The sequence below is a fragment of the Rhodovarius lipocyclicus genome (genome assembly GCF_009900765.1).
Classification (GTDB): Bacteria; Pseudomonadota; Alphaproteobacteria; order Acetobacterales; family Acetobacteraceae; genus Rhodovarius; species Rhodovarius lipocyclicus.
Window position 1 is genome coordinate 25009 of sequence record NZ_JAAABL010000013.1, and the last position, 20286, is coordinate 45294.

Genomic DNA, 20286 nt, shown 5'->3' on the forward strand with positions numbered 1-20286 from the left:
TGCGAGGCAATGAACTCACGGCTGTGGCTTGGCCTTGCGCTTGGGATGGGCGCGTCGGTGATCTGGGGGGCGCACGCCGTGGTGGCGCGCATCTCCCTGGCCGGGCAGGGGCTGCATCCCTTCGACCTCATCGCCTGCCGCTTCCTGATTTCCGGGCTGATCCTGGCGCCGCTGGTCTGGCGTGAGCGCGCGGCGCTGATCCGCCTCGGCTTGCCGAAACTGCTGGTGCTGACGGCCATGGGGGGCGTGGGCAACCTGATGGTGTTCACCACCGCGCTGCTCTACGCGCCCGCCAGCCATGGCGGCACCATCCCGCCCATCACCGGGCCCATCATGGGGGCGCTGGCGGGCTATCTGCTGCTGGGGGAAAACCCCACGCGCGGGCGCGTGGCCGCGCTGGGGCTGATGCTGCTGGGGGTGCTGTTCATCGGCTGGGACGGGCTTTCGACCGACGCACCGGATGTGTGGAAGGGCGACATCCTGCTGTTCCTGGCCGGGGTCAGCTGGGGCTTCTTCGGCGCGCTGCTGCGGCGCTGGCAGGCACCGGCCTTTGCCACCGCCTCGGCCATGGCCATCGTCTCCGCCATCATCATCCTGCCGCTGTGGCTCGGCACCTCCGCCGCGGATTTCCTGGCGCGGCCGGCCTGGCTGCAACTGTGGGTGGGCTTCGCGCAGGGCATCATGCTGGGCGTGGTGTCCATGCAGATGTTCACCCGCAGCCTGGAAATCCTGGGGCCCACCCGCGCCGCCACCCTGTCCGTCATGGTGCCGGTCACGGCGCTGCTGCTCTCGGCCACCGTGCTGGGGGAACCGATCGGGGCCAAGCAAGTGCTGGGCGCGGTGCTGGCCATCCTCGGCATGCTGGGGGCCGTGACGCTGACCGGCAATGCACGGGTGCGAGGGGGGTAGGGCGCTGTTCAGGGGCTTTGCCCCCGAACCCCCACCGAGGGGCCCTGCCCCTCGGCTCCCCGCCAAAGGCCGAAAGGCCCTTGGAACCCATCAGATTGGCGCCGATCCTGATAGGTGTGGGGCCAATTATATTATAAATATCAATGAGAAACGCCTTCACAAGATCAGCGCCAACTAATCTAGGTCCAGGACCGAGCACGGTCCTGGCGGGGGTGTCGGGGGCGGAGCCCCTGACGGGGCACCCGAACTTCCCACATCAGCCCATTGCCCGGCGCGTGCGGCGCGGCATAGCTTGCGGCCATGCGCCGCCTTGCCCTGACCCTGTTGCTCCTCCTCTCCGCCTGCGCGGAGACCGAGACCCGCTACATCCCGCCCGGCGGGTTCATGACGGGCGACACGCCGGTCGCTGCCTTCTCCAGCGGGGATGCCTGCATCGCCAGCTGCCAGATGGAGCAGCGCCAGTGCGTGCAGGACGAACAGGTCAGCGTCGGCGCCTGCTATGGCGCGGACAGTGCCATCGCCTCCGGCTTCAACGGCTGCCGGCCGGGTGCCGCGGGCTGCGTGCCGCCGCCGATCTGCCTGCAGAACACCACCGCCTGCACCGAGGCCTACAACGCCTGCTATTCGCGCTGCGGCGGCGTGGCGCTGCAGGTGCGCCGGCGCCCCGCCGCCACGGTCAGCGAGACGATGCCCACCACCCCCTTCGTGGTGCCGCCCCTGCCGGGCAGCGTGCCGGCCGCCGCCCCGCCTCGCCGCCGGGTGCGCCACCGCGCCGCCACCCCCGCCCCTGGGCAAACCGAGGCAAATTAAGGGCAGCCGTTCCCCCCGCCCACGCCCTGTTCTAAACCCGGGCCATGGATATCACCGCCATTGCCTCCGCCATCCTCATGGGCCTGGTCGAGGGGCTGACCGAGTTCCTGCCCATCTCCTCCACCGGGCACCTGATCCTGCTGGGCCATGTGATCGGCTTCCAGGGACCACCGGGCAAGGTGTTCGAGATCGGCATCCAGCTGGGCGCCATCCTGGCCGTGGTGGTGCTATACCGCGACAAGCTGCTGGACATCGCGCGCGGCATGTGGCGCCCCGGCACGGCCGAGCGCTTCTACGCCACCAACATCATCCTGGCCTTCCTGCCGGCCATGGTGCTGGGCGCCACCCTGCACGGCCCCATCACGCGGCTGCTGTTCAACCCCTGGGTGGTCAGCATCGCGCTGATCCTGGGCGGCATCGCCATCATCGCCATCGAGCGCGCGATGCCCGAACCCGAGATCCGCTCCGTGCCGGAAATCGGGCCGCTGGCGGCACTCATCATCGGCTTCGGCCAGGCACTGGCGATGATCCCGGGCACCTCGCGCTCCGGCGCCACCATCATCACGGCACTGCTGCTGCGGGTGGAACGCAAGGCGGCGGCGGAGTTCAGCTTCATCCTGGCCATCCCCACCATGCTGGCCGCCACCGCCTACAGCCTACTGAAAGCACGCGACGAACTGTCCATGGACGGGTTCGGACTGGTGATCATCGGCTTCGTGGTGGCATTTATCGTGGCCCTGCTGGTGGTGCGGGCCGTGGTGGGGTTCATCGGGCGCGTGGGGTTCACGCCGTTCGGGTGGTACCGGATCGCGCTGGGGGTGGTGATGCTGGGGGCGCTGGTGGTGATGGGGTGAAACAGCCCGAGGGGGGGGCAAAGCCCCTCTCGGACCATCACTGCAAATGCGCCAGCCCCAGATATTCCTGGCTCTGCATTTCCATCAACCGGCTGGCGGTGCGTTCGAACATCGCCGCGTTCTGCCCGTATTCGTACAGTTGGTCCGGCGTGGCGGCGGCGCTGGCCACCAGTTTGCAGCGGTGTTCGTACAGCGCGTCGATCAGCGTGATGAAGCGCCGGGCGCGGTCGAAATTGTCCGGGTTCAGGCGCGGGATGTCGTCCATCACCAGCGTATGCACATGGGTCGCCACCGCCAGGTAGTCGGCGGGGCCCAGCGGCTTGCCGCACAGATCCTCGAAGCTGGCGCGCGCCACGCCGCGCGCGGCCTCCGGCAAGGGGACCTTGCGGCCCAGCACTTCCAGCGTCATCGGCGTGCCATGCGCCACGCCGGTGAGTTCCCTGAAGGCGGTGTCCAGCGCGCGCTCGGCCCGGCCATCGGCGGGGGAATGCCAGGTGGGCAGGCCGCGGATGCGGTCGCGGCGGTAGTCGCGCTGGCTGTCCAGCGCCAGCACCTCCACCTGTTTCTTGATGATGGCGATGAAGGGCAGGAAGGCGTCACGCCCCGGCTTGCCCTTGAACAGATCGTCCGGCGCGGTGTTGGAGGTGGCGACGATCACCACGCCGCGCGCGAACAGGGCCTCGAACAGCCGGCCCAGGATCATGGCGTCGGTGATGTCGTGCACCTGGAACTCGTCGAAGCACAGCAGCGCGGCCTCGGCGAAGATCAGGTCGGCCAGGGGCTGGATGGGGTCCTCGCCGCTGGGGTTGGCCTTTTTCCAGGTGTGGATGCGCTGGTGGCATTCCTGCATGAAGGCGTGGAAGTGGATGCGGCGCTTGCGGGCCACGTCCGCGGCCTCGAAGAACAGATCCATCAGCATGGATTTGCCGCGCCCGACCTGGCCCACCAGATACAGGCCGACCGGGGCTTCCTTCACCCCGTCCTCCGCACCGCGTTTGCGGAACAGCCGGCCCAGCAGCCCGCCTTGGGGCTTCTCGGGCCCGGCCGGCTTGGGGTCGTAGCCGCGCAGGCGGTACCATAGCTCCTGCAAGGTTTCCGCCGCCATTTCCTGCGCGGGGTCGGGGTTCAGCACCCCGGCATGCACGCGGGCCCGATAGGCGGGAAGCGGCCCTTCGGCAGGGTTGGGGCTGATCTGCGCTGCAACATCCATGGGGTGGGGGATAACGCGGGGCAGCCCTGCGCACAATCGGGCGTGAAACGCATTGAATCCTTATGTCCGGGGCCGTAGAGAGCACGCTTCCATTCAACCGGAGCTACAGCCAATGGGCTACAAGGTCGCAGTCGTCGGTGCCACGGGAGCAGTGGGCCGCGAAATGCTGAAAACCTTGGCCGAGCGGAATTTCCCGGCGGACGAGGTGATCGCCCTCGCTTCCCCCCGGTCCGCTGGCCAGCAGGTCAGCTTCGGGGACACCAAAATTCTCACGGTGCAGAACCTTGAGACCTTCGATTTCACCGGCACCGATATCGGCCTGTTCAGCCCGGGTGCGGCCATTTCGGCCGTGCACGCGCCGCGCGCGGCCGCCCAGGGCTGCGTGGTGATCGACAACACCAGCCACTTCCGGATGGAACCGGACGTGCCGCTGATCGTGCCCGAGGTGAACGCGCACGCCCTGCCGCAGTTCCGCAAGCGCAACATCATCGCGAACCCGAACTGCAGCACCATCCAGATGGTGGTGGCGCTGAAGCCGCTGCACGAAGTGGCGCGGATCAAGCGCGTGGTGGTCGCGACCTACCAGTCCGTCTCCGGCGGCGGCAAGGAAGCGATGGACGAGCTGTTCATGCAGACCAAGTCCAGCTTCGTGCACCAGCCGCCCGAACCGCAGGTCTTCACCAAGCCCATCGCCTTCAACTGCATCCCGCACATCGACAAGTTCATGGATGACGGGTTCACGAAGGAAGAATGGAAGATGGCGGTCGAGACGCGCAAAATCCTCGATCCGGACATCAAGGTGGTGGCCACCTGCGTGCGCGTGCCGGTCTTCATCAGCCACGCCGAGGCCGTGAACGTGGAATTCGAAACCGCGATCACCGAAGCCCAGGCCCTGGCCGCCTGGCGCCGCGCGCCCGGCGTCACCGTCTTCGACAAGCGCGAGGACGGCGGCTACATGACCCCGCTGGAAGCGGCGGGCGACGACGACACCTACGTCTCCCGCCTGCGCCGGGACCCGACCGTGGACCACGGCCTCGCCTTCTGGTGCGTGTCCGACAACCTGCGCAAGGGCGCCGCCCTGAACGCGGTGCAAATCGCCGAAGCCCTGGTCAAGCAGGGCCTGCTGGAAAAGGCCTCGGCCTGATCCTGTCAGGGCGGATGCGAGAGGGGCTCTGCCCCCCTCGCATCCGCCCGCCAAAGGCCGAAAGGCCCTTGGAACCCATGAGTTGAAAAAGGCCGGAAGGGACGATGTCCCCTCCGGCCTTTTTCAATTTACTGAAGGGGGTCCAGGGGCCACTGGCTCCTGGCGGGTGGGGTGCGGGGAGGGCAGAGCCCTTCCCGCGGCGCCCCTGCCAGAAAAAGGCTCAGGCCGTGCCCACCGCCGGCGTGTCCAGGCTGGTCTGGCCGCGGCGGTTTTGCCACAGGGCCACGAAGTCGATCGGCTGCAGGAACACGGGCGGGAAGCCGCCGTCGCGGGTGATGTCGGCCAGGATGTTGCGGGCGAAGGGGAAGAGCAGGCGCGGGCATTCCACCAGCAGCACGGGTTCCAGGCTCTGGTCGTCCACCGTGATGGTGAAGATGCCGCAGTAGGTCAGTTCGGCGATGAAGCAGACCTGGTCGCCGGCCTTGGCGTCGGCGCGGATTTCCAGGGCGACTTCGAACACGTTCTCGCCTTCCTGGATGGGCCGGGCCTGGACATCCAGGCGCAGGTCCACCTGCGGGGCTTCGCGCAGGCTGGCGAAGATGGTGGGGGCGTTCGGCACCTCGAAGCTGAGGTCCTTGGTGAACTGCATGTTCACCACGATGGGCGGCTGCGGGGCCTGGTCGGACATGGGGCGGGTGTTCCTTGATCGGAAGCGCGGAAATCGTGCGCGCGGGGTAGCACGCCGGGGGGACGCGCCCAAGGGGCCGACAATTTTCTTGATTTGTTCCCATACGTAGGATTATGTGCCTTTCGCTGCGCAAGGAGACAGGCATGCCCCCCGATAGTCCCCGCCTCCTGCCAATGGCACTCGGTGCCGGTGTGGCAGGTTTTCTGGCCGTCACGGCCGCGATGGCCTGGCCCGGGGGGCTGCATGCCACCCAGCTGGTGGCTGTGCTGATATTCCTCGTGAGGCTGGGCTTCGCCGCCTTCCTGTGGTGGCTGGCGGCGCGCAGCTTCGCCATGCTCAGCAACCCGGCCACCACGGCGGACCAGATCGCGGCCATGCGCGAACTGCCGATGGCCCTGCCGGAGGGCACGGTGCGTGCCGTGCTGGCGCTGATCGTGGGGGTGGTGGGGCTGCCGCTGCTGCTGTTCACGGCCACGCTGGGGCTGTCGGATGCCATCGCGGGCTATGTGAACGGCATCATCGCGGGGGTGTTCGGCTATTACTTCGGCGCGCGGGCGCAGATGCCCGACGCCCAGGCCCAGCGCCGCGTGACGGAGGCCCTGACCACCGAGCAGCGCGCCCATGCCGAAACCCGCGCCGGCGCGGCCAGCGCGGCGGAGGATGCGGTCGCCGCCGCCCTGCGCCCGGTGCAGGAGGGCGACGCCACCGGCCGCCTGGCCCGCCACCTGGCCGTGGCGGAGGCGCTGGTCGAGGGCTTCGGCGCGGCGCTGCCCGTCGGCGTCATTCCCCAGGGCGCGGCGGCCATGCTGCGCCAGGCGCGCCAGGCGCTGACCGGCAACCCGGACCTGTCGGCGATCGCGGCCGCGACCACGGCGCTGACCGGGGCCTCCGGCCCGCTGGCCAGCCTGGTTTCGGCGGCGGCGCCGGTGCTGGGCGGGGTGGCGGGCGGGCCGCTGGCGGGGGCCGCGCTGCTGCTGGGGCTGGGCTGGACGCTCTCGGCCCAGGGCTGGCGCCGCTGGCAGGCCCAGGTGCTGGACGCCCCGCACGACCCCACCTTGTTCGACCCCGGCAGCATCACCCCGGCCGACGCGCTGGCCAGCCTGGACGCGGTGCCCGATTTCGCCGCCGCCCTGGCCGGGCTGCGCAACACCCCGGGCTTCGCGGCGGAGCTGACGGACATGGCCCTGCGCGACGACGGCGCGGCGCGGCTGTGGTCGGCCTGGGGGGCGGGGCGCTTCGCCTCCCCGGCGGTGATCGAGGACGCGCTGACCCGCTTCCGCCGCGCCCTGCTGGGCACGGAGGCCCGGCAGGACATCACCGACACCGCCGTGACGGAGATGGCCACGCGCCTGTCCGCCGCCAGCCCCGCCCTGCGCCCGGATGCGCCGGACCCCGAGGCGGTGCGCCGCCTGCTGGCCCCCACCCCGGCCTCCGCGCCCGAAACCGCCCGCGCCGCGATGGAAGCCCTGACCCTGCTGACCGGCCAGCTGCGCGACACCCACCAGGACCCGGTGGAGCTGCTGAAGGAGATCACACCATGAACCGCCACCTCTGGCTGCTGCTCGGCGCCATGGGCTGCGCGCCGGTGGCCGCGGTGCTGGACCCGCCCTTGGCCCAGCTGAACCGCTGGAACCACGCCTTGCCGGCCGAGATCGCGGCCGAGCCCGTGAGCAGCCCCTGCGACGCCGCCAACCCGGCCTGCCGGCGCCTGCACGGCCTGCGCGCCGCGGCCTGCATGGAGCAGGCCATGGCCGCCCGCGCCCCCCGCGCCGCCTGCCCGGGCCTGGCCGCCCGGCCCATGCTGGATTGCGCCACGGCCGGATACGAACAGGCGCGGGCGGGGGATGCCTCCGCCGTGCTGGCCGCCAACCACGCCCAGGCGCTGATCTGCCTGGGCTGGCTCTCGGCCCCCGATGAGGCCGCGCGCCTGTCCCGCGCGGCCCTTTCGGCCGCAGCCAGCGCGGGGCCGGACCGCGCGCCCCTCCTCACCCTCCGCGCCCGCGAACTGGGAGAAGCCCGATGATGATGCTCGACCGTGCCCTGTCCTTCCGCCTGCCCATGCTGCGGGGGGCGGATGTGCGCCAGGCGCAGCAGGCCCTGCGCCGCGCCGGCCTGCTGGCGCTGGAACCCGATGGCGTGTTCGGCCCCGCCACGCGCGATGCCGTGCTGGCCTTCCAGCGCGCCAATGGGCTGCTGGCCGACGGCATCCTGGGCCCGCGCAGCTGGGCGCGGCTGATGGACCAGGCCCCGCCCGCGACCACCGCCCCCGGCTGGCAGGCCATGCTGCAACCCTTCCTGCCCGCGCTAACCGCCCCGCATGCCGGCCCTGTCGGCAGCGGCGCCCATCGCTGGCGCCTGACGCCCCAGGGGCTGGAGGTGGACGGCACCCTGCCGCGCGGCAGGGCCGCCACCGTCGCGCGCTGCTGGGCGCAGCACGGCCCGGCCATGTGCCGCACCGCCGCCGCCCGCCAGGTGCCGGTCGAGCTGCTGCTGGCCACCGCCTGCACCGAAAGCGGCGGCCGCGCCGACGCGGTGCGCGAGGAACCCGGCTATCTGGACGATGCCAGCACGCCCATGCGCGTCTCGCCCGGGCTGATGCAGACACTGATCGGCACGGCCCGCGAAGCCCTGGCCGACCCGAAGATCGACCGCGCGGCCCTGCTGCGGCCCGAGACCTCGCTGGCGGCCGGGGCGGCGCTGATCCGGCGGCAGGCCATGGGCGGGCGCGTGCCCACCGGCTTCGACCCGCCGCTGGTGGCCATCGCCTATAACGCCGGCAGCCTGCGCGCGGCCGATAACCCCTGGGGGATGGTGCAGACCAACCGAGGCGGCGGGCACTGGCACGCGGATGCCTTCGTGGAATACTTCAACGAAGCCTGCGCGGTGGTGGATGGGGGGGAGGAGACGCCCAGTTTCGTGACGCTGCTGAAAGGGTGATGGCAGCCCAGGGGGCGCCGCCCCCTGGCTGGCGCCCACCGCCCACCCTTCAGCGCGCCCCCGGACTGCGCTAAGCCGGTCGCGCATGTCCTCCTCTCGCCCCCCCGCCGATGGTGCCACGCCCGCGATGGCGCAGTGGTATGCCGCCAAGGCCGCCCAGCCGGATGCGTTGATCTTCTTCCGCATGGGCGATTTCTACGAGTTGTTCTTCGACGATGCCGAGGCCGCGTCGGAGGCCCTGTCCATCGCCCTGACCTATCGCGGGGAGCACCAGGGCACGCCGATCGCCATGTGCGGCGTGCCGCAGCACAGCCATGAGGCCTATCTGGCGCGGCTGATCCGGCGCGGTTTCCGGGTGGCGATCTGCGAGCAGATGGAGACCCCGGAGGAAGCCAAGGCCCGCCGCGCCACCACCATCCGGCGGGAGGTGGTGCGCGTCGTCACCCCCGGCACCGTGACGGAGGACGCGCTGCTGGAAACCACGCGCCCCGCCTGGCTGCTGGCGCTGGTGAAGGGTGCGGCCGCTTGGCTGGACGTGACGAGCGGCGCCTTCGAGACCGAGGACGCGCCCGACATCGCGGCGCTGATGGCGCGGCTGGAACCCAGCGAGGTGATCGCGGAGGAAGGGCTGTGGCCCGGCGCGATCGAGGCCTCGGCACCGCGCGACGCCGCGCGGCGGCTGGGCGCCGCCTTCGATGTCGCCAGCCTGGAGGGGTTCGGCACCTTCTCGGAGGCGGAGGTGCGCGCCGCGGCCATGGCGGTGGAGTATGTGCGCGCCACCCAGAACGGCAAGCTGCCGCACCTGATGCGCCCGGTGCCGCGCGGGGCGCAGGGCGTGCTGCTGATGGACGCCGCCACCCGCCGCAGCCTGGAAATTCTGCGCAGTGAGCGTGGGGAGGCCCGCAGCACCCTGCTGACCGCCGTGGACCGCACCCTGACCGGCGCCGGCGCGCGCGAGCTGGCGGCAAGGCTGGCCGCACCGCTCGCCAGCCTGCCGGCCATCCGTGCCCGCCACGCGGCGGTGGAGGCTCTGCGCGCCAATCATGAACTGCGCGGTGCCCTGCGCGGTGTGCTGAAGGGCGCGCCGGACATGGCCCGCGCCCTGGCCCGCATCAGCCTGGAACGCTACGCCCCGCGCGATCTGGCCGCGATGCGCGACGGCCTGACGCGCGCCGAGGCGATGGCCCATCACGCGGCCCAGACCCGCCCCTTGCCGCCGCTGCTGGCCGATGCCGCCGATGCGCTGATCCCGCCCGACAGCCCCCAGGCCGAACTCGCCCGCGCCCTGGCCCAGGAACTGCCCGCCCGCTTCGAGGATGGCGGCGTGGTCGCCCCCGGCTATGACGGGCAGCTGGATGCGCTGCGGCGGTTGCGGGACGACGCGCGCGGCGCCATCGCGCTGATGCAGATGCAGCTGGCCGAGGCCTGGGGCGTCGCCTCGCTGAAGGTGAAGCACCACCAGCAGATGGGATACCTGGCGGAGGTGCAGGCGGCGGCCGGCGAGAAGCTGCTGCGCACCCCCCCGCAGGACCTGCCCGGGGAGCTGATGCCCCAGCACCGTCAGACCATGGCCAATGCGCTGCGCTTCACCTGCGGCGCGCTGGTGGATCTGGACCGGCGGCTGGCCGATGCGGCGGATCAGGCGGCCGCGCGGGAACGCGCCATCGTGCGGCATCTGGCGCGGCTGTGCGCCACCGCCGCCCCCGGCATTACGGCCGCCGCCCGCGCGGTGGCCGAGATCGACGTGCATGCGGCGGCCGCCGAGCTCGCCCTCGGCCCCTGGTGCCGGCCGGAGATGACGGAGGCCCCGGATTTCCACATCCAGGCCGGCCGCCACCCGGTGGTGGAGGCGGCGCTGACCCGCGCCAAGGGCCCCGCTTTCGTGCCCAACGACGCGGAGCTTTCGCCCGGCCAGCGCCTGTGCCTGCTGACCGGGCCGAACATGGCCGGCAAATCCACCTTCCTGCGGCAGAACGCGCTGATGGTGGTGCTGGCGCAAGCGGGCCTGTTCGTGCCGGCGGAGGCCGCGCGGCTGGGCGTGGTGGACCGGCTGTTCAGCCGCGTCGGCGCCAGCGACGATTTGGCCGGCGGGCGCTCCACCTTCATGGTCGAGATGACGGAGACGGCGGCGATCCTGAACCAGGCCGGCCCGCGCAGCTTCGTCATTCTGGATGAGGTCGGGCGCGGCACCGCCACCTGGGATGGGCTGGCCATCGCCTGGGCGGTGCTGGAGGCGCTGCACGACCGCCTGCGCTGCCGCGCCATCTTCGCCACCCATTTCCATGAGCTGACGGCCCTGGCCGGGAAACTGCCCGAGCTGCGGCTGGCCACCATGCGCGTGCGCGAATGGAAGAACGAGGTGGTGTTCCTGCACGCCGTGGGCCCCGGCGCGGCCGAGAAAAGCTGGGGCCTGCACGTCGCGCGGCTGGCGGGCGTGCCGCGCGCCGTGCTGGCGCGGGCGGAGGCGGTGCTGCATGCCCTGGAAAGCCGGGCGCGCCAGGGCGGCGGCGTGCTGAGCGAGGAACTGCCCCTGTTCGCGCCGAAGCAGGCGACGGCGCCCGAACACCCGGTGCTGGCCGCACTCTCGACCCTGGACCCCGACGCGATGTCCCCGCGTGAGGCGCAGGATGCGCTCTATCGGTTGCGGGCGCTTCTGGAAGGCAGCCGCGAGGCCTGACGGTCGATCCAGGCCATGCTTTTCGCCTCCATGCTCTCCATCTTGCCCATCATGCGCGGAAAGCGGCGTTCCAGCGGGCCCACGGCCCGGTGCGCCCACATATACTGGTCGCGCAGGATATAGACGCCGAGCACCACGAAGATGCTTCCGTGCAGAAACGGAAGGATCACCCCGGCCACCCCCAGATGAAGCAGGCCAATGCCCGCGATGCGGCGTTTCAGGGAGCGTCGGCGGATGAACATGCGCGAATCCATATGGTGCGCACATAACATCCATGCAATGTGCATAACCCTTGCGCAAAGCGCGGTGCACAGCCCTAATACTGCGCTAGCCCGAGGCGCATCACCTGGATTAATGAAACACGCATGAAAACCGATGCGGCTATGCCTGCCGCCATGACGCCAGAGGCGCCCGGCTTCGGGGCCCAATGCGGTGCCGAAGAAGCGGCGCTGAAATCCCGGCTGATCCCCGGCGGCACGCCCATCCCGCGTGATGCCGCCCTGGCGCTGCTGCGCAGTGAGCTGGGGGGTGTCCAGGCCCGCGTCCAGCGCGCGTTCGAAGCCCGCGAAATCATGGGCCTGCCCGCCGCCCGCATGCTGTCCGGCCATATGGATGCGCTGATCCTGGCCATCCATGCCTATGCGCTGGCGACCATCCCGCGCGGCTTCCGCGACAAGCCGGAGCCCTTCGCCCTGATCGCCACCGGCGGCTATGGCCGCGGCGTGCTGGCGCCCTATTCCGATATCGACCTGCTGTTCCTGACCCCCGGCAGCCCCGGCACCCGCACCACCCGCGTGGTGGAATTCATGCTGTACCTGCTGTGGGACCTGGGGCTGAAGGTCGGCCACGCCACGCGCGGCATCAAGGATTGCCTGGCCCACGCGCGCTCCGACCTGACCATCCAGACCGCGCTGGTGGATGGCCGCTTCCTGGGCGGGGACGAACCCACCTGGGTGAAGTTCGACACCGATTTCGCCAAGATGCGGGCCAAGGACGGGCTCGGCCCCTTCCTGACCGGCAAGCGCGCCGAACGCGCCGCCCGCCATGCCCGCTATGGCGAAACCCCCTTCATGGTGGAGCCCCATCTGAAGGAAGGCCGCGGCGGTTTGCGTGATCTGCAGACGCTGTACTGGCTGTCCCGCCACGCCTTCAACACCGCCGGCCTGCATGAGCTGGTGGGCGATGGCAGCCCCGGCGGCGGGTTGCTGACCGAGGGCGAGGCCCGTGCCTTCCGCCGCGCCTGGGACTTCCTGTGGACCATCCGCTTCCACCTGCACTACGTCACCGGCCGGGCCGAGGAACGCCTGACCTTCGACCTGCAGCCGGTGCTGGCCGCCCGCATGGGCTATTCGCGCCATGGCCCCCAGGAGGGTGCCGAGCGCTTCATGAAGCACCTGTTCCTGACCAGCCGTGAGGTGCTGCGCCTGACGCGCGTGCTGGAACCGGCGCTGGAACGCGCCGCACTCGGCGCGCCCGCCCGCCGGCGCGACGGCGACGCCGCCCTGCACAAGGAAGGCCTGGCCTTCGCCGACGGCAAGCTGGTGGCGGCCCCGCCCGGCCGCGATTTCTCGCGTGAGCCCATCCTGATGCTGCGCATCATGCGCGCGGCGCGGGACCGGGCGCTGGATATCCATCCGCTGGCGATCCGTGCGCTGATCCGCCACTCCCGCCAGGTGGACCAGCTGCGCGGGGAGCCCGAGGCGAACGAGATCTTCCTGGACCTGCTGACCGGGAAGGACGCGCCCAAATGGCTCGGCCTGATGAACGAGACGGGCTTCCTCTCCCGTTTCCTGCCCGACTGGGCCCGGATCGTGGGCCTCATGCAGTTCGACACCTATCACGTCTTCACGGTGGACGAGCACACCATCCAGGCCATCAGCGTGCTGCAGCAACTGGAGGCGCACCAGCTGGACCAGATCGCCCCGGTCGCCAGCGACCTGATCGGCCAGCTGCAATCCCGCAGGGCCTTGTATGTCGCCACCCTGCTGCATGACATCGCCAAGGGCCGGGGCGGCGACCACAGCGAACTCGGCGCCCGGCTGGCGCAGGACATCTGTCCCAAGCTCGGCCTTTCCCCCGAGGAGACGGAGACCGTCTCCTGGCTCGTGCTGCACCACCTGCTGGTCAGCCAGACCGCCTTCCGGCGGGACATCGAGGACCCCAAGACCGTCCTCGACATCGCGGACATCATCCAATCCCCCGAACGCCTGCGCCTGCTCCTCGTGCTGACCGTGTGCGACATGCGCGCGGTGGGGCCCAAGGTGTGGAATGGCTGGAAGGCCACCCTGCTGCGCGAGGTGTACTGGCGCGTCTCCGAAGTGCTGGCCGGCGGGCTGACGGTGCCCGAGCGCGACGTGCGCGTGGCCCGCGCCAAGGAAGCCGCGGCGGAACAGCTCACCATGTCCGGCTGGTCGCAGGCCGATCTGGATCACTTCCTGTCGCTCGGCTACTCGGGCTACTGGCTGTCCTTCGACGCGGAAACCCATGCCCGCCATGCCTCGATAGTCCGGGAGGCGGAGGCCGCGAACGCACCCCTGACCGTGCGCAGCGCGGTGCTGCGGGCGCGCGCGGTGACGGAGGTTACCGTCTATGCGCTCGACCATCCGGGCCTGTTCAGCCGCATCTCGGGCGCGCTGGCGGTGGCTGGCGCCACCATCGTGGATGCGCGCATCCACACCCTGACCAATTCCATGGCGCTGGACACCTTCTGGGTGCAGGACAGCTCCGGCGGGCCCTTCGACCAGCCGCACCGCCTCGCCAAGCTCTCCGTGCTGATCGAACAGGCGCTGAACGGGCGGCTGAAGCTGGCGCAGGAGATCCGCAAGGTGCGGCGCGAACCCGCCCGCCTGCGCGCCGTGACGGTGCCGCCGCGCGTGGTGGTGGACAACCACGCCAGCAACACCCACACCGTGATCGAGGTGAACGGGCGCGACCGCCCCGGCCTGCTGCATGACGTGACGGCCGCGATCAGCCGGCATGGGCTGCAGATCGCCTCCGCCCACATCACCACCTACGGCGTGCGCGCGGTGGACGTGTTCTACGTGAAGGACAATTTCGGCCTGAAGGTGGACAATGAGCGCAAGCTGGCGCCGCTGCGCGCCTCCCTGCTCGAAGCGTTGACGCCGCCGGAACTGGTGATGGTGTAGGGGGGGGGCCTGCCCCTTCCCCCCGAGCCCCGCCCGTGGGACACCGCCTGTCATGCTGCGCCATTTCGCCACTGTCGGCGGCTGGACCATGGCGAGCCGCTTGCTCGGCTTCGCGCGGGACATGCTGATCGCCGCCCGGCTGGGTGCCGGCCCGATGGCCGACGCCTTTTTCGTCGCCCTGAAACTGCCCAACCTGTTCCGCCGCCTGTTCGGGGAGGGCGCGTTCAACGCCGCCTTCGTGCCCGCCTTCGCCGCGCTGTACACGCGCCAGGGCCCGGCCATGGCCCGCCAGCTGGCCGAGCGCCTGGCCGCGCTGATGGCGCTGTGGCTGGGCGGGCTGACGGCGCTGGGGCTGGTGTTCATGCCCCAGGTGCTGGCGGTGCTGGCCCCCGGCTTCGCCGCGCGCGGCGAGGCGCAGATGCAGTTGGCCACGGAGCTGACGCGCATCGTCTTCCCGTATCTGCCCTTCATCTGCCTGACGGCGCTGGTCTCCGGCGTGTTGAACAGCATGTCGCGCTTCACGGCGGCGGCGGCGGCGCCGATCTTCTTCAACCTGCTGTCGATGGCGGCGCTGCTGGGGCTGTCGCGCTACACGGCCACGCCCGCCCATGCGCTGGCCTGGGGCGTGACCATTTCGGGCGTGGCGCAGCTGGTCCTGGTGTGGTGGGCGGCGGCGCGGGCGGGGATGGTGCTGCGCCCGGCCTGGCCGCGCCTGTCGCCGGCCGAGATGCAGGTGCTGCGCCGCATGGGCCCCGGCCTGATCGGCGCGGGCGTCACGCAGTTGAACCTGGCCGTCGATGTCATCATCGCCTCGCTGCTGCCGGCCGGGTCGGTGTCCTTCCTCTATTACGCGGACCGCGTGGCGCAGCTGCCGCTGGGCGTCATCGGCGCCGCGATCGGCACCGCGCTGCTGCCCACCCTGGCGGCGCAGCTGGCGGGCGGCAAAAGCCTGTCGGCGCATCTGTCGATGAACCGCGGCGTGGAGATCACCCTGGCGCTGTGCGTGCCCGCCGCCGCGGCGCTGATGGTGCTGGCGCAGCCTATCATGGCGGTGCTGTTCCAGCGCGGCGCCTATACCGCCGCCGATGTCGCGGCCAGCGCGCCGGTGCTGGTGGCCTATTCGGCCGGGCTGCCGGCCTTCGTGCTGGTGAAGGCGCTGGCGCCCGGCTTCTTCGCGCGCGGGGATACGCGCACGCCGGTGGTGATCGGGCTGGGCACGGTGGCGCTGAACCTGGGGCTGAACCTGGCCTTCCTGTACGGCACGGCGCTGGGGCCGGTGGGCATCGCGGCGGCCACCGGCATCGCGGCCTGGGTGAATGCCGGGCTGCTGGGCGTGCTGCTGCTGCGCCGGCGGATGTGGGTGCCCGACCGCCGCCTGCGCCGCGACATGCCGCGCCTGCTGGGCGCCGCCGCCGCCATGGCGGCCGTGCTGTGGGGGCTGGCACGGGTGTTGCCCATGGGGCCTGGGGCGCTGGGCAGCGCGGCCTTCGCGCTGGTCTGCGTGCTGGGGGCGGGGTGCTACTTCGCACTGGCGCATGTCAGCGGGGCGCTGGACCTGCGGGAAGTGAAGCGGATGCTGCGGCGGCGATAGGGGAAAGGCTCCCGGCGGGGGAGTTTGAGGGGGCGGCGCCCCCTCGGCACCTTGACCCCCACGCCCCATCGCGCGAAGCAAAGCGCTTCTATCCACCACGGAAGCACCCCCATGCAGCGCGTCTTTTCGGGCATTCAGCCCTCTGGCATCCCCACTCTCGGCAATTACCTGGGTGCCATCCGCAACTGGGTGCCGATGCAGGACCAGAATGAGTGCCTGTTCTGCGTGGTGGATCTGCACGCGATCACCCAGAAGCAGGACCCGAAGGAGCTGCTCTCCAACACCCGTGAGATGGCCGCCACGCTGCTGGCCTGCGGGTTGGACCTGAACAAGTGCACCCTGTTCGTGCAGTCCCATGTGCCGGCGCATGCGCAGCTGGGCTGGGTGTTCAACTGCGTCGCCCGCATGGGCTGGCTGAACCGCATGACGCAGTTCAAGGACAAGGCCGGCAAGAACCGCGAGGAGGTCAGCACCGGCCTGTTCGTGTATCCGAACCTGATGGCGGCCGACATCCTGGTCTATCACGCCACCGTCGTGCCGGTGGGCGACGACCAGAAGCAGCACCTGGAACTGGCGAACGACATCGCGCAGAAGTTCAACCACGATTACGGCGTGGACTTCTTCCCCAACATCCAGCCGATGATCCAGGGCGTGGCCGCGCGGGTGATGTCCCTGCGCGACGGCACGAAGAAGATGAGCAAGTCCGATCCCTCGGACCAGTCGCGCATCAACCTGACGGACGACGCGGACCTGATCGCGGACAAGATCAAGCGCGCCAAGACCGACCCCGACGTGCTGCCCGACAATGTGGCCGCGCTGGACGGAAGGCCGGAGGCGCGGAACCTGGTCGGCATCCTGGCCGCCGTGGCCGGCACCACCGCCCAGGCGGTGCTGGATGAGCACGCGGGCAAGGGTTTCGGCGCCTTCAAGCCGGTGCTGACGGAGGCACTGGTGGCGCATCTCGGCCCCATCCGCGCCGAGATGCAGCGCCTGCTGACCGACCCCGGCGCGCTGGATGCCGAACTGCGCCGCGGCGCGGAGAAGGCCGAGGCGATCGCCGAGCCCATCCTGAAGCGGGCCTACGAGATCGTGGGCTTCCTGCCCCGGCGGTAAGGGCTGAACCCAGGGGGCGGCGCCACCTGGCTAGCCGCCTGTCGGGGGCGGCGCGACCAGCTCCACCCGCCGCAGGGTCATCGGCCCTTCCAGCACCACCTGCTGCGGGCCGGCCGGCACCGGGAATTCTTGCGCGCCGTCCTGGCTTTCCACCCGCAGCACGCCCGCCACCGCCGCGTCGAACCGCAACGGCGCCCGCGCGCCCAGCATGCGCGCGCCGTGGCTGCCGGGGCGTTCCCAGCCCTCCAGGAGCATGGCGCGCAGGGGGTGCTCGAACGGGTCCGGCCCTGGAATGGGCCAGGGCGTGACGGGCACGCCCGCCGGCAGCAACGGGTATTCGGGGATGGGATGCGGGGAGGGCGCCATGCCCTCGGCGGCGGCGGCCATGCTGGCGGCCACCTCCGGCCAGTCGCGCGGGCGGAAGCCCTGGGCGATGCGGGCCTCGGCCTCGGCCAGGGCCGTGGGGTCGGTCAGCAGGCGGCTGAACAGGGGCAGGGCGGCGGCCACGTCCTCCGGGTCCAGATACAGGGCGAACCCGCCCCCGGCCTCCGGCAGGGAGCCGCGGTCGGAAGCGACGCACAGCTTGCCGCGCGCCAGGCTCTCGCCCACCGGCAGGCCCCAGCCCTCCAGCAGGCTGGGGAAGACGGTGAACAGGCAGGCGTCGTACAGGGTCTCGATCTCGGCGTCCGACAGGCCGGAGATGACGCGCACCCGCCCGCCGGCCGCGCGGGTTTCGGCCATGGCGGCGTCGAAGGCCTGGCGCTGCCAGCCGGGCTTGCCGGCCAGGATCAGGGGCGGGGGGTCCAGCCCCTCGCGGCGCAGGGCGTCCCACACGCGCACCAGGAAGGCGTGGTTCTTCCGTGCCTCGATGGTGCCGACCGACAGCACGAAGCGCTTGCCGCGCAGGGCGCGGATGGGGCGGGTCCAGCGCGGCTCGGCCCCGCCCGCGCGGATGCCATGGGCCAGCGGCGTGGCCACCACCGGCAAAGCGGGGCGGGCATGGGCGCGCAGATTGTCCCGCACGCTGGCCGCCGTGTGCTCGCTGTTGGCCAGGAAGCCGTCGGCGAACCAGGACAGCTCGGCCCAGGCCAGGGTGAATTCCCGCACCAGGGCGGGCACGCAGACCTCGGGCATGGTCAGCGGGATCAGGTCATGCACCAGCACCACCAGGCGCATGCCGCCGCGCCGCAGCGCGGCCCACAGCGGCGGGTTGCCGCCCGCCAGCCAGAAGGCGCCGCTGCACAGCAGCACGGCGCCGGGCACGGGCGGCGCCGGGGCGGCGGTGGTGATGGCACGCTCCAGCGCCGCGCGCATGGCCGGGGTGGCGCCCTGGCCGTGCTCGGCCAGGCGCAGCACCTGCGCCATCGCATCGCGCGGGATGGCCCACAGGCCGGCGCTCCAGGGGCGCGTCATCACGCAGGCCAGCCGCGCGGGGCGGCCCAGCGCATGGGCCGCCAGCGCCGCCTGCACCCGCTGGATGCCCGAGACCGCCTGGTTGTCCATCAGATAGGTCAGCAGGTCCGAGACATCGACCCAGCAGGTGGCAGTGCCGGTGCCGGCGGCGGGGTCCGGGTTCAGGCCGGGTTGCAGCAGGGCCACGGCCTCCCGCCGGGCTTCCTCGCCCATCGGCGTGGCGGGGCGGGTCAGGGCGACGGCGGCGCGGAAGGCGTCCAGCGCCTCCGCCGCGCGGCCTTCCAGCTTCAGGAAATGCGCCAGCTGCAGCGCGATGAAGGGGTCGTGCGGGTCCAGCGCCACGGCGCGGGCATAGGCGTCGCCGGCCCCCGGGCGGTCGCCGGTTTCCTTCAGCATATGGCCCAGCATGACCCAGCCCATGGCATGGTCCGGGCGCAGCGCCAGGTAATGCCGGTACAGGCCGAGCGCCGTGGGGTAGTCGCCCGCGCGGCGCGCGGCGTCGGCGCGGGCACGCAGGCGGAAGCTGCGCGGGCGCCAGGGCTTGCGCGCCAGCACCAGGCGCAGCGGCCTGGGCAGGATCAAACGGTTTCGGCCGCCAGGGGCAGGGCCGTCAGGGTCCAGGCGGCGGCACCCGGGGCGGGGGGCTCGGCGAACAGGGGCAGGGCGTTGGGGGTGCGGATATTGGCCTCCAGCCCCGCCTCGGCGCGGAAGGCACGCCACAGCGCCCCATGGGCCACCACCAGCACCGGGCCCGGCAGGGCGGTGGCGCGGTTGATGGCGGCCACCGTGCGGTCGCGCAGCGCGGCGAAGCTCTCGCCGCCCGGAGGGGTCATCAGCCCGTCCGTCCAATCCTGGTACCAGTCGCCCATGGGCAGGCCTTCCTGCTCGCCGAAGGAGACCTCCTGCAGATCCTCATCGGTGCGGACCGGCAGGTTGAACTGGGCCGCCACCGTCCGCGCCGTGACCAGCGCGCGCGACAGCGGAGAGGCCACGATGGTCGCGATCGGCACCGGGGCCAGGGTGCGGGCGGCGCGCTCGGCCTGGGCCCGGCCCACCGCGTTCAGCGGAATGTCGGTGCGCCCCTGGGAGCGTCCCTCGGCGTTCCAGTCCGTCTCACCATGGCGCAGAAACCAGAAGGGGATAGGGTTGAGGCGCATGCGGGCTCCCAGGCATTGGCTGCCCCCTGGTGTAGAGCAAGTTTCGCCGGACGAAAGAGGCCAATCATGGCGCGCGGAATCACATGGGGCAGGGTGCTGCCCTGGATGTTCACGATCCTGGCCGCGACGGCCGCGGCGCAGCTGGCGATGGGCCGCGTGCCCATCTGCACCTGCGGCGTGGTCGAGCTGTGGCACGGCGAGGTGAACAGCCCCGGCAATTCCCAGCACCTGACGGACTGGTACACGCCGTCGCACATCGTGCACGGCATCCTGTTCTATGGCGCGCTGCATTTGCTGATGCCCCGCTCCGGGCTGCCGGTGCGCGCCCTGCTGGCCACGCTGGTGGAGGCGGCGTGGGAGGTGATCGAGAACACCCCCCTGGTCATCAACCGCTACCGCGAGGCGACGATGGCGCTGGGCTATACCGGCGACAGCGTGGTGAATTCGCTGGCCGACATCCTGGCGATGCTGCTGGGCTTCGCGCTGGCGCGGGGGCTGCCGGCCTGGCTGTCGGCCGCCGTGGTGCTGGGGCTGGAAGGGCTGGCCCTGTGGGCCATCCGCGACAACCTGACGCTGAACGTGCTGATGCTGGTCTGGCCGCTGGACGCGGTCAGGGAATGGCAGGCGGGGGGCTGAC

The 20286-nt window shown here is 71.3% G+C and carries 17 protein-coding genes; 12 read left to right on the top strand and 5 right to left on the bottom strand.

Annotated elements, in window-relative coordinates; genetic code table 11:
* The first annotated feature begins 9 nt into the window (after positions 1-9).
* The 3 genes from GT007_RS11315 to GT007_RS11325 all read left to right on the top strand — a co-directional run bounded on the left by GT007_RS11315 (position 10) and on the right by GT007_RS11325 (position 2573).
* Entirely contained in the window at positions 10-909 is a 900-nt protein-coding gene (locus GT007_RS11315; RefSeq protein WP_268894554.1) for a DMT family transporter, read from the top strand.
* Positions 910-1209: 300 nt separating this feature from the next.
* Positions 1210-1719, top strand: coding sequence for a hypothetical protein (locus GT007_RS11320; RefSeq protein ID WP_160121723.1), 510 nt, complete (start codon positions 1210-1212; stop codon positions 1717-1719).
* Between the two features lie 44 nt (positions 1720-1763).
* On the top strand, positions 1764-2573 hold the full coding sequence (locus GT007_RS11325; RefSeq protein ID WP_160121724.1) for an undecaprenyl-diphosphate phosphatase: 810 nt from the start codon (positions 1764-1766) through the stop codon (positions 2571-2573).
* A gap of 37 nt (positions 2574-2610) precedes the next feature.
* On the opposite strand, the gene zapE is transcribed toward GT007_RS11325, so the two are convergent.
* The gene (gene zapE / locus GT007_RS11330) at positions 2611-3783 is read right to left on the bottom strand and encodes a cell division protein ZapE (protein ID WP_160121725.1); all 1173 of its coding nucleotides are present in this window, start codon (positions 3781-3783) and stop codon (positions 2611-2613) included.
* Between the two features lie 112 nt (positions 3784-3895).
* Between zapE and GT007_RS11335 the strand changes: the two genes are divergently transcribed.
* On the top strand, positions 3896-4927 hold the full coding sequence (locus GT007_RS11335) for an aspartate-semialdehyde dehydrogenase (RefSeq protein ID WP_160121726.1): 1032 nt from the start codon (positions 3896-3898) through the stop codon (positions 4925-4927).
* Positions 4928-5147: 220 nt separating this feature from the next.
* On the opposite strand, the gene secB is transcribed toward GT007_RS11335, so the two are convergent.
* On the bottom strand, positions 5148-5615 hold the full coding sequence (gene secB, locus GT007_RS11340) for a protein-export chaperone SecB (protein ID WP_160121727.1): 468 nt from the start codon (positions 5613-5615) through the stop codon (positions 5148-5150).
* A gap of 173 nt (positions 5616-5788) precedes the next feature.
* On the opposite strand from secB, the gene GT007_RS11345 reads away from it, so the two are divergent.
* From GT007_RS11345 to mutS, 4 genes are all read left to right on the top strand, one after another.
* Complete coding sequence (locus GT007_RS11345; RefSeq protein WP_160121728.1) at positions 5789-7156, top strand: hypothetical protein; 1368 nt, start codon at positions 5789-5791, stop codon at positions 7154-7156.
* Positions 7153-7638 (top strand): hypothetical protein, encoded by a 486-nt coding sequence (locus GT007_RS11350; protein ID WP_160121729.1) that lies wholly within the window; start codon positions 7153-7155, stop codon positions 7636-7638. The genes GT007_RS11345 and GT007_RS11350 overlap by 4 nt, the downstream gene beginning before the upstream one ends.
* On the top strand, positions 7635-8552 hold the full coding sequence (locus GT007_RS22885; RefSeq protein WP_160121730.1) for a peptidoglycan-binding protein: 918 nt from the start codon (positions 7635-7637) through the stop codon (positions 8550-8552). Before GT007_RS11350 ends, GT007_RS22885 begins: the two co-directional genes overlap by 4 nt.
* Before the next feature lie 85 nt (positions 8553-8637).
* Positions 8638-11229 carry a DNA mismatch repair protein MutS gene (gene mutS / locus GT007_RS11360; RefSeq protein WP_160121731.1) on the top strand — a complete coding sequence of 864 codons (2592 nt, stop codon included), beginning with the start codon at positions 8638-8640 and terminating at the stop codon, positions 11227-11229.
* Here mutS and GT007_RS11365 read toward each other — a convergent pair.
* Entirely contained in the window at positions 11187-11471 is a 285-nt protein-coding gene (locus tag GT007_RS11365; protein ID WP_160121732.1) for a PGPGW domain-containing protein, read from the bottom strand. The genes mutS and GT007_RS11365 overlap by 43 nt on opposite strands.
* A 153-nt stretch (positions 11472-11624) precedes the next feature.
* Between GT007_RS11365 and GT007_RS11370 the strand changes: the two genes are divergently transcribed.
* The 3 genes from GT007_RS11370 (at position 11625) to trpS (ending at position 17079) form a co-directional block, all read left to right on the top strand.
* Complete coding sequence (locus GT007_RS11370; protein WP_236571614.1) at positions 11625-14375, top strand: [protein-PII] uridylyltransferase; 2751 nt, start codon at positions 11625-11627, stop codon at positions 14373-14375.
* 52 nt (positions 14376-14427) lie between these two features.
* Positions 14428-15966, top strand: a complete 1539-nt coding sequence (gene murJ, locus GT007_RS11375) for a murein biosynthesis integral membrane protein MurJ (RefSeq protein WP_160121734.1) — start codon at positions 14428-14430, stop codon at positions 15964-15966.
* A 111-nt stretch (positions 15967-16077) separates the two neighbouring features.
* Entirely contained in the window at positions 16078-17079 is a 1002-nt protein-coding gene (gene trpS, locus GT007_RS11380) for a tryptophan--tRNA ligase (protein WP_160121735.1), read from the top strand.
* A gap of 30 nt (positions 17080-17109) precedes the next feature.
* Here the strand turns inward: trpS and GT007_RS11385 are convergent, their stop codons facing one another.
* A complete protein-coding gene (locus GT007_RS11385) occupies positions 17110-19074 on the bottom strand; it encodes a glycosyltransferase (RefSeq protein ID WP_160121736.1) in 1965 nt (654 codons plus the stop codon).
* Positions 19071-19649, bottom strand: a complete 579-nt coding sequence (locus tag GT007_RS11390) for a histidine phosphatase family protein (RefSeq protein WP_160121737.1) — start codon at positions 19647-19649, stop codon at positions 19071-19073. Before GT007_RS11390 ends, GT007_RS11385 begins: the two co-directional genes overlap by 4 nt.
* Positions 19650-19715: 66 nt before the next feature.
* Here GT007_RS11390 and GT007_RS11395 point away from each other — a divergent pair, with 66 nt between their 5' ends.
* Complete coding sequence (locus GT007_RS11395) at positions 19716-20285, top strand: DUF2585 domain-containing protein (RefSeq protein ID WP_160121738.1); 570 nt, start codon at positions 19716-19718, stop codon at positions 20283-20285.
* Position 20286: the final 1 nt, after the last annotated feature.

Bases quoted from the DNA above. Each gene is read 5' to 3' on its own strand.
- GT007_RS11395 (WP_160121738.1), top strand. From the start codon at position 19,716: ATGGCGCGCGGAATCACATGGGGCAGGGTGCTGCCCTGGATGTTCACG.
- GT007_RS22885 (WP_160121730.1), top strand. From the start codon at position 7,635: ATGATGATGCTCGACCGTGCCCTGTCCTTCCGCCTGCCCATGCTGCGG.
- GT007_RS11365 (WP_160121732.1), bottom strand. From the start codon at position 11,471: ATGTTCATCCGCCGACGCTCCCTGAAACGCCGCATCGCGGGCATTGGC.
- GT007_RS11390 (WP_160121737.1), bottom strand. From the start codon at position 19,649: ATGCGCCTCAACCCTATCCCCTTCTGGTTTCTGCGCCATGGTGAGACG.
- GT007_RS11320 (WP_160121723.1), top strand. From the start codon at position 1,210: ATGCGCCGCCTTGCCCTGACCCTGTTGCTCCTCCTCTCCGCCTGCGCG.
- GT007_RS11370 (WP_236571614.1), top strand. From the start codon at position 11,625: ATGACGCCAGAGGCGCCCGGCTTCGGGGCCCAATGCGGTGCCGAAGAA.
- secB (WP_160121727.1), bottom strand. From the start codon at position 5,615: ATGTCCGACCAGGCCCCGCAGCCGCCCATCGTGGTGAACATGCAGTTC.
- trpS (WP_160121735.1), top strand. From the start codon at position 16,078: ATGCAGCGCGTCTTTTCGGGCATTCAGCCCTCTGGCATCCCCACTCTC.
- GT007_RS11335 (WP_160121726.1), top strand. From the start codon at position 3,896: ATGGGCTACAAGGTCGCAGTCGTCGGTGCCACGGGAGCAGTGGGCCGC.
- GT007_RS11350 (WP_160121729.1), top strand. From the start codon at position 7,153: ATGAACCGCCACCTCTGGCTGCTGCTCGGCGCCATGGGCTGCGCGCCG.
- GT007_RS11325 (WP_160121724.1), top strand. From the start codon at position 1,764: ATGGATATCACCGCCATTGCCTCCGCCATCCTCATGGGCCTGGTCGAG.
- zapE (WP_160121725.1), bottom strand. From the start codon at position 3,783: ATGGATGTTGCAGCGCAGATCAGCCCCAACCCTGCCGAAGGGCCGCTT.
- mutS (WP_160121731.1), top strand. From the start codon at position 8,638: ATGTCCTCCTCTCGCCCCCCCGCCGATGGTGCCACGCCCGCGATGGCG.
- GT007_RS11315 (WP_268894554.1), top strand. From the start codon at position 10: ATGAACTCACGGCTGTGGCTTGGCCTTGCGCTTGGGATGGGCGCGTCG.
- murJ (WP_160121734.1), top strand. From the start codon at position 14,428: ATGCTGCGCCATTTCGCCACTGTCGGCGGCTGGACCATGGCGAGCCGC.
- GT007_RS11345 (WP_160121728.1), top strand. From the start codon at position 5,789: ATGGCACTCGGTGCCGGTGTGGCAGGTTTTCTGGCCGTCACGGCCGCG.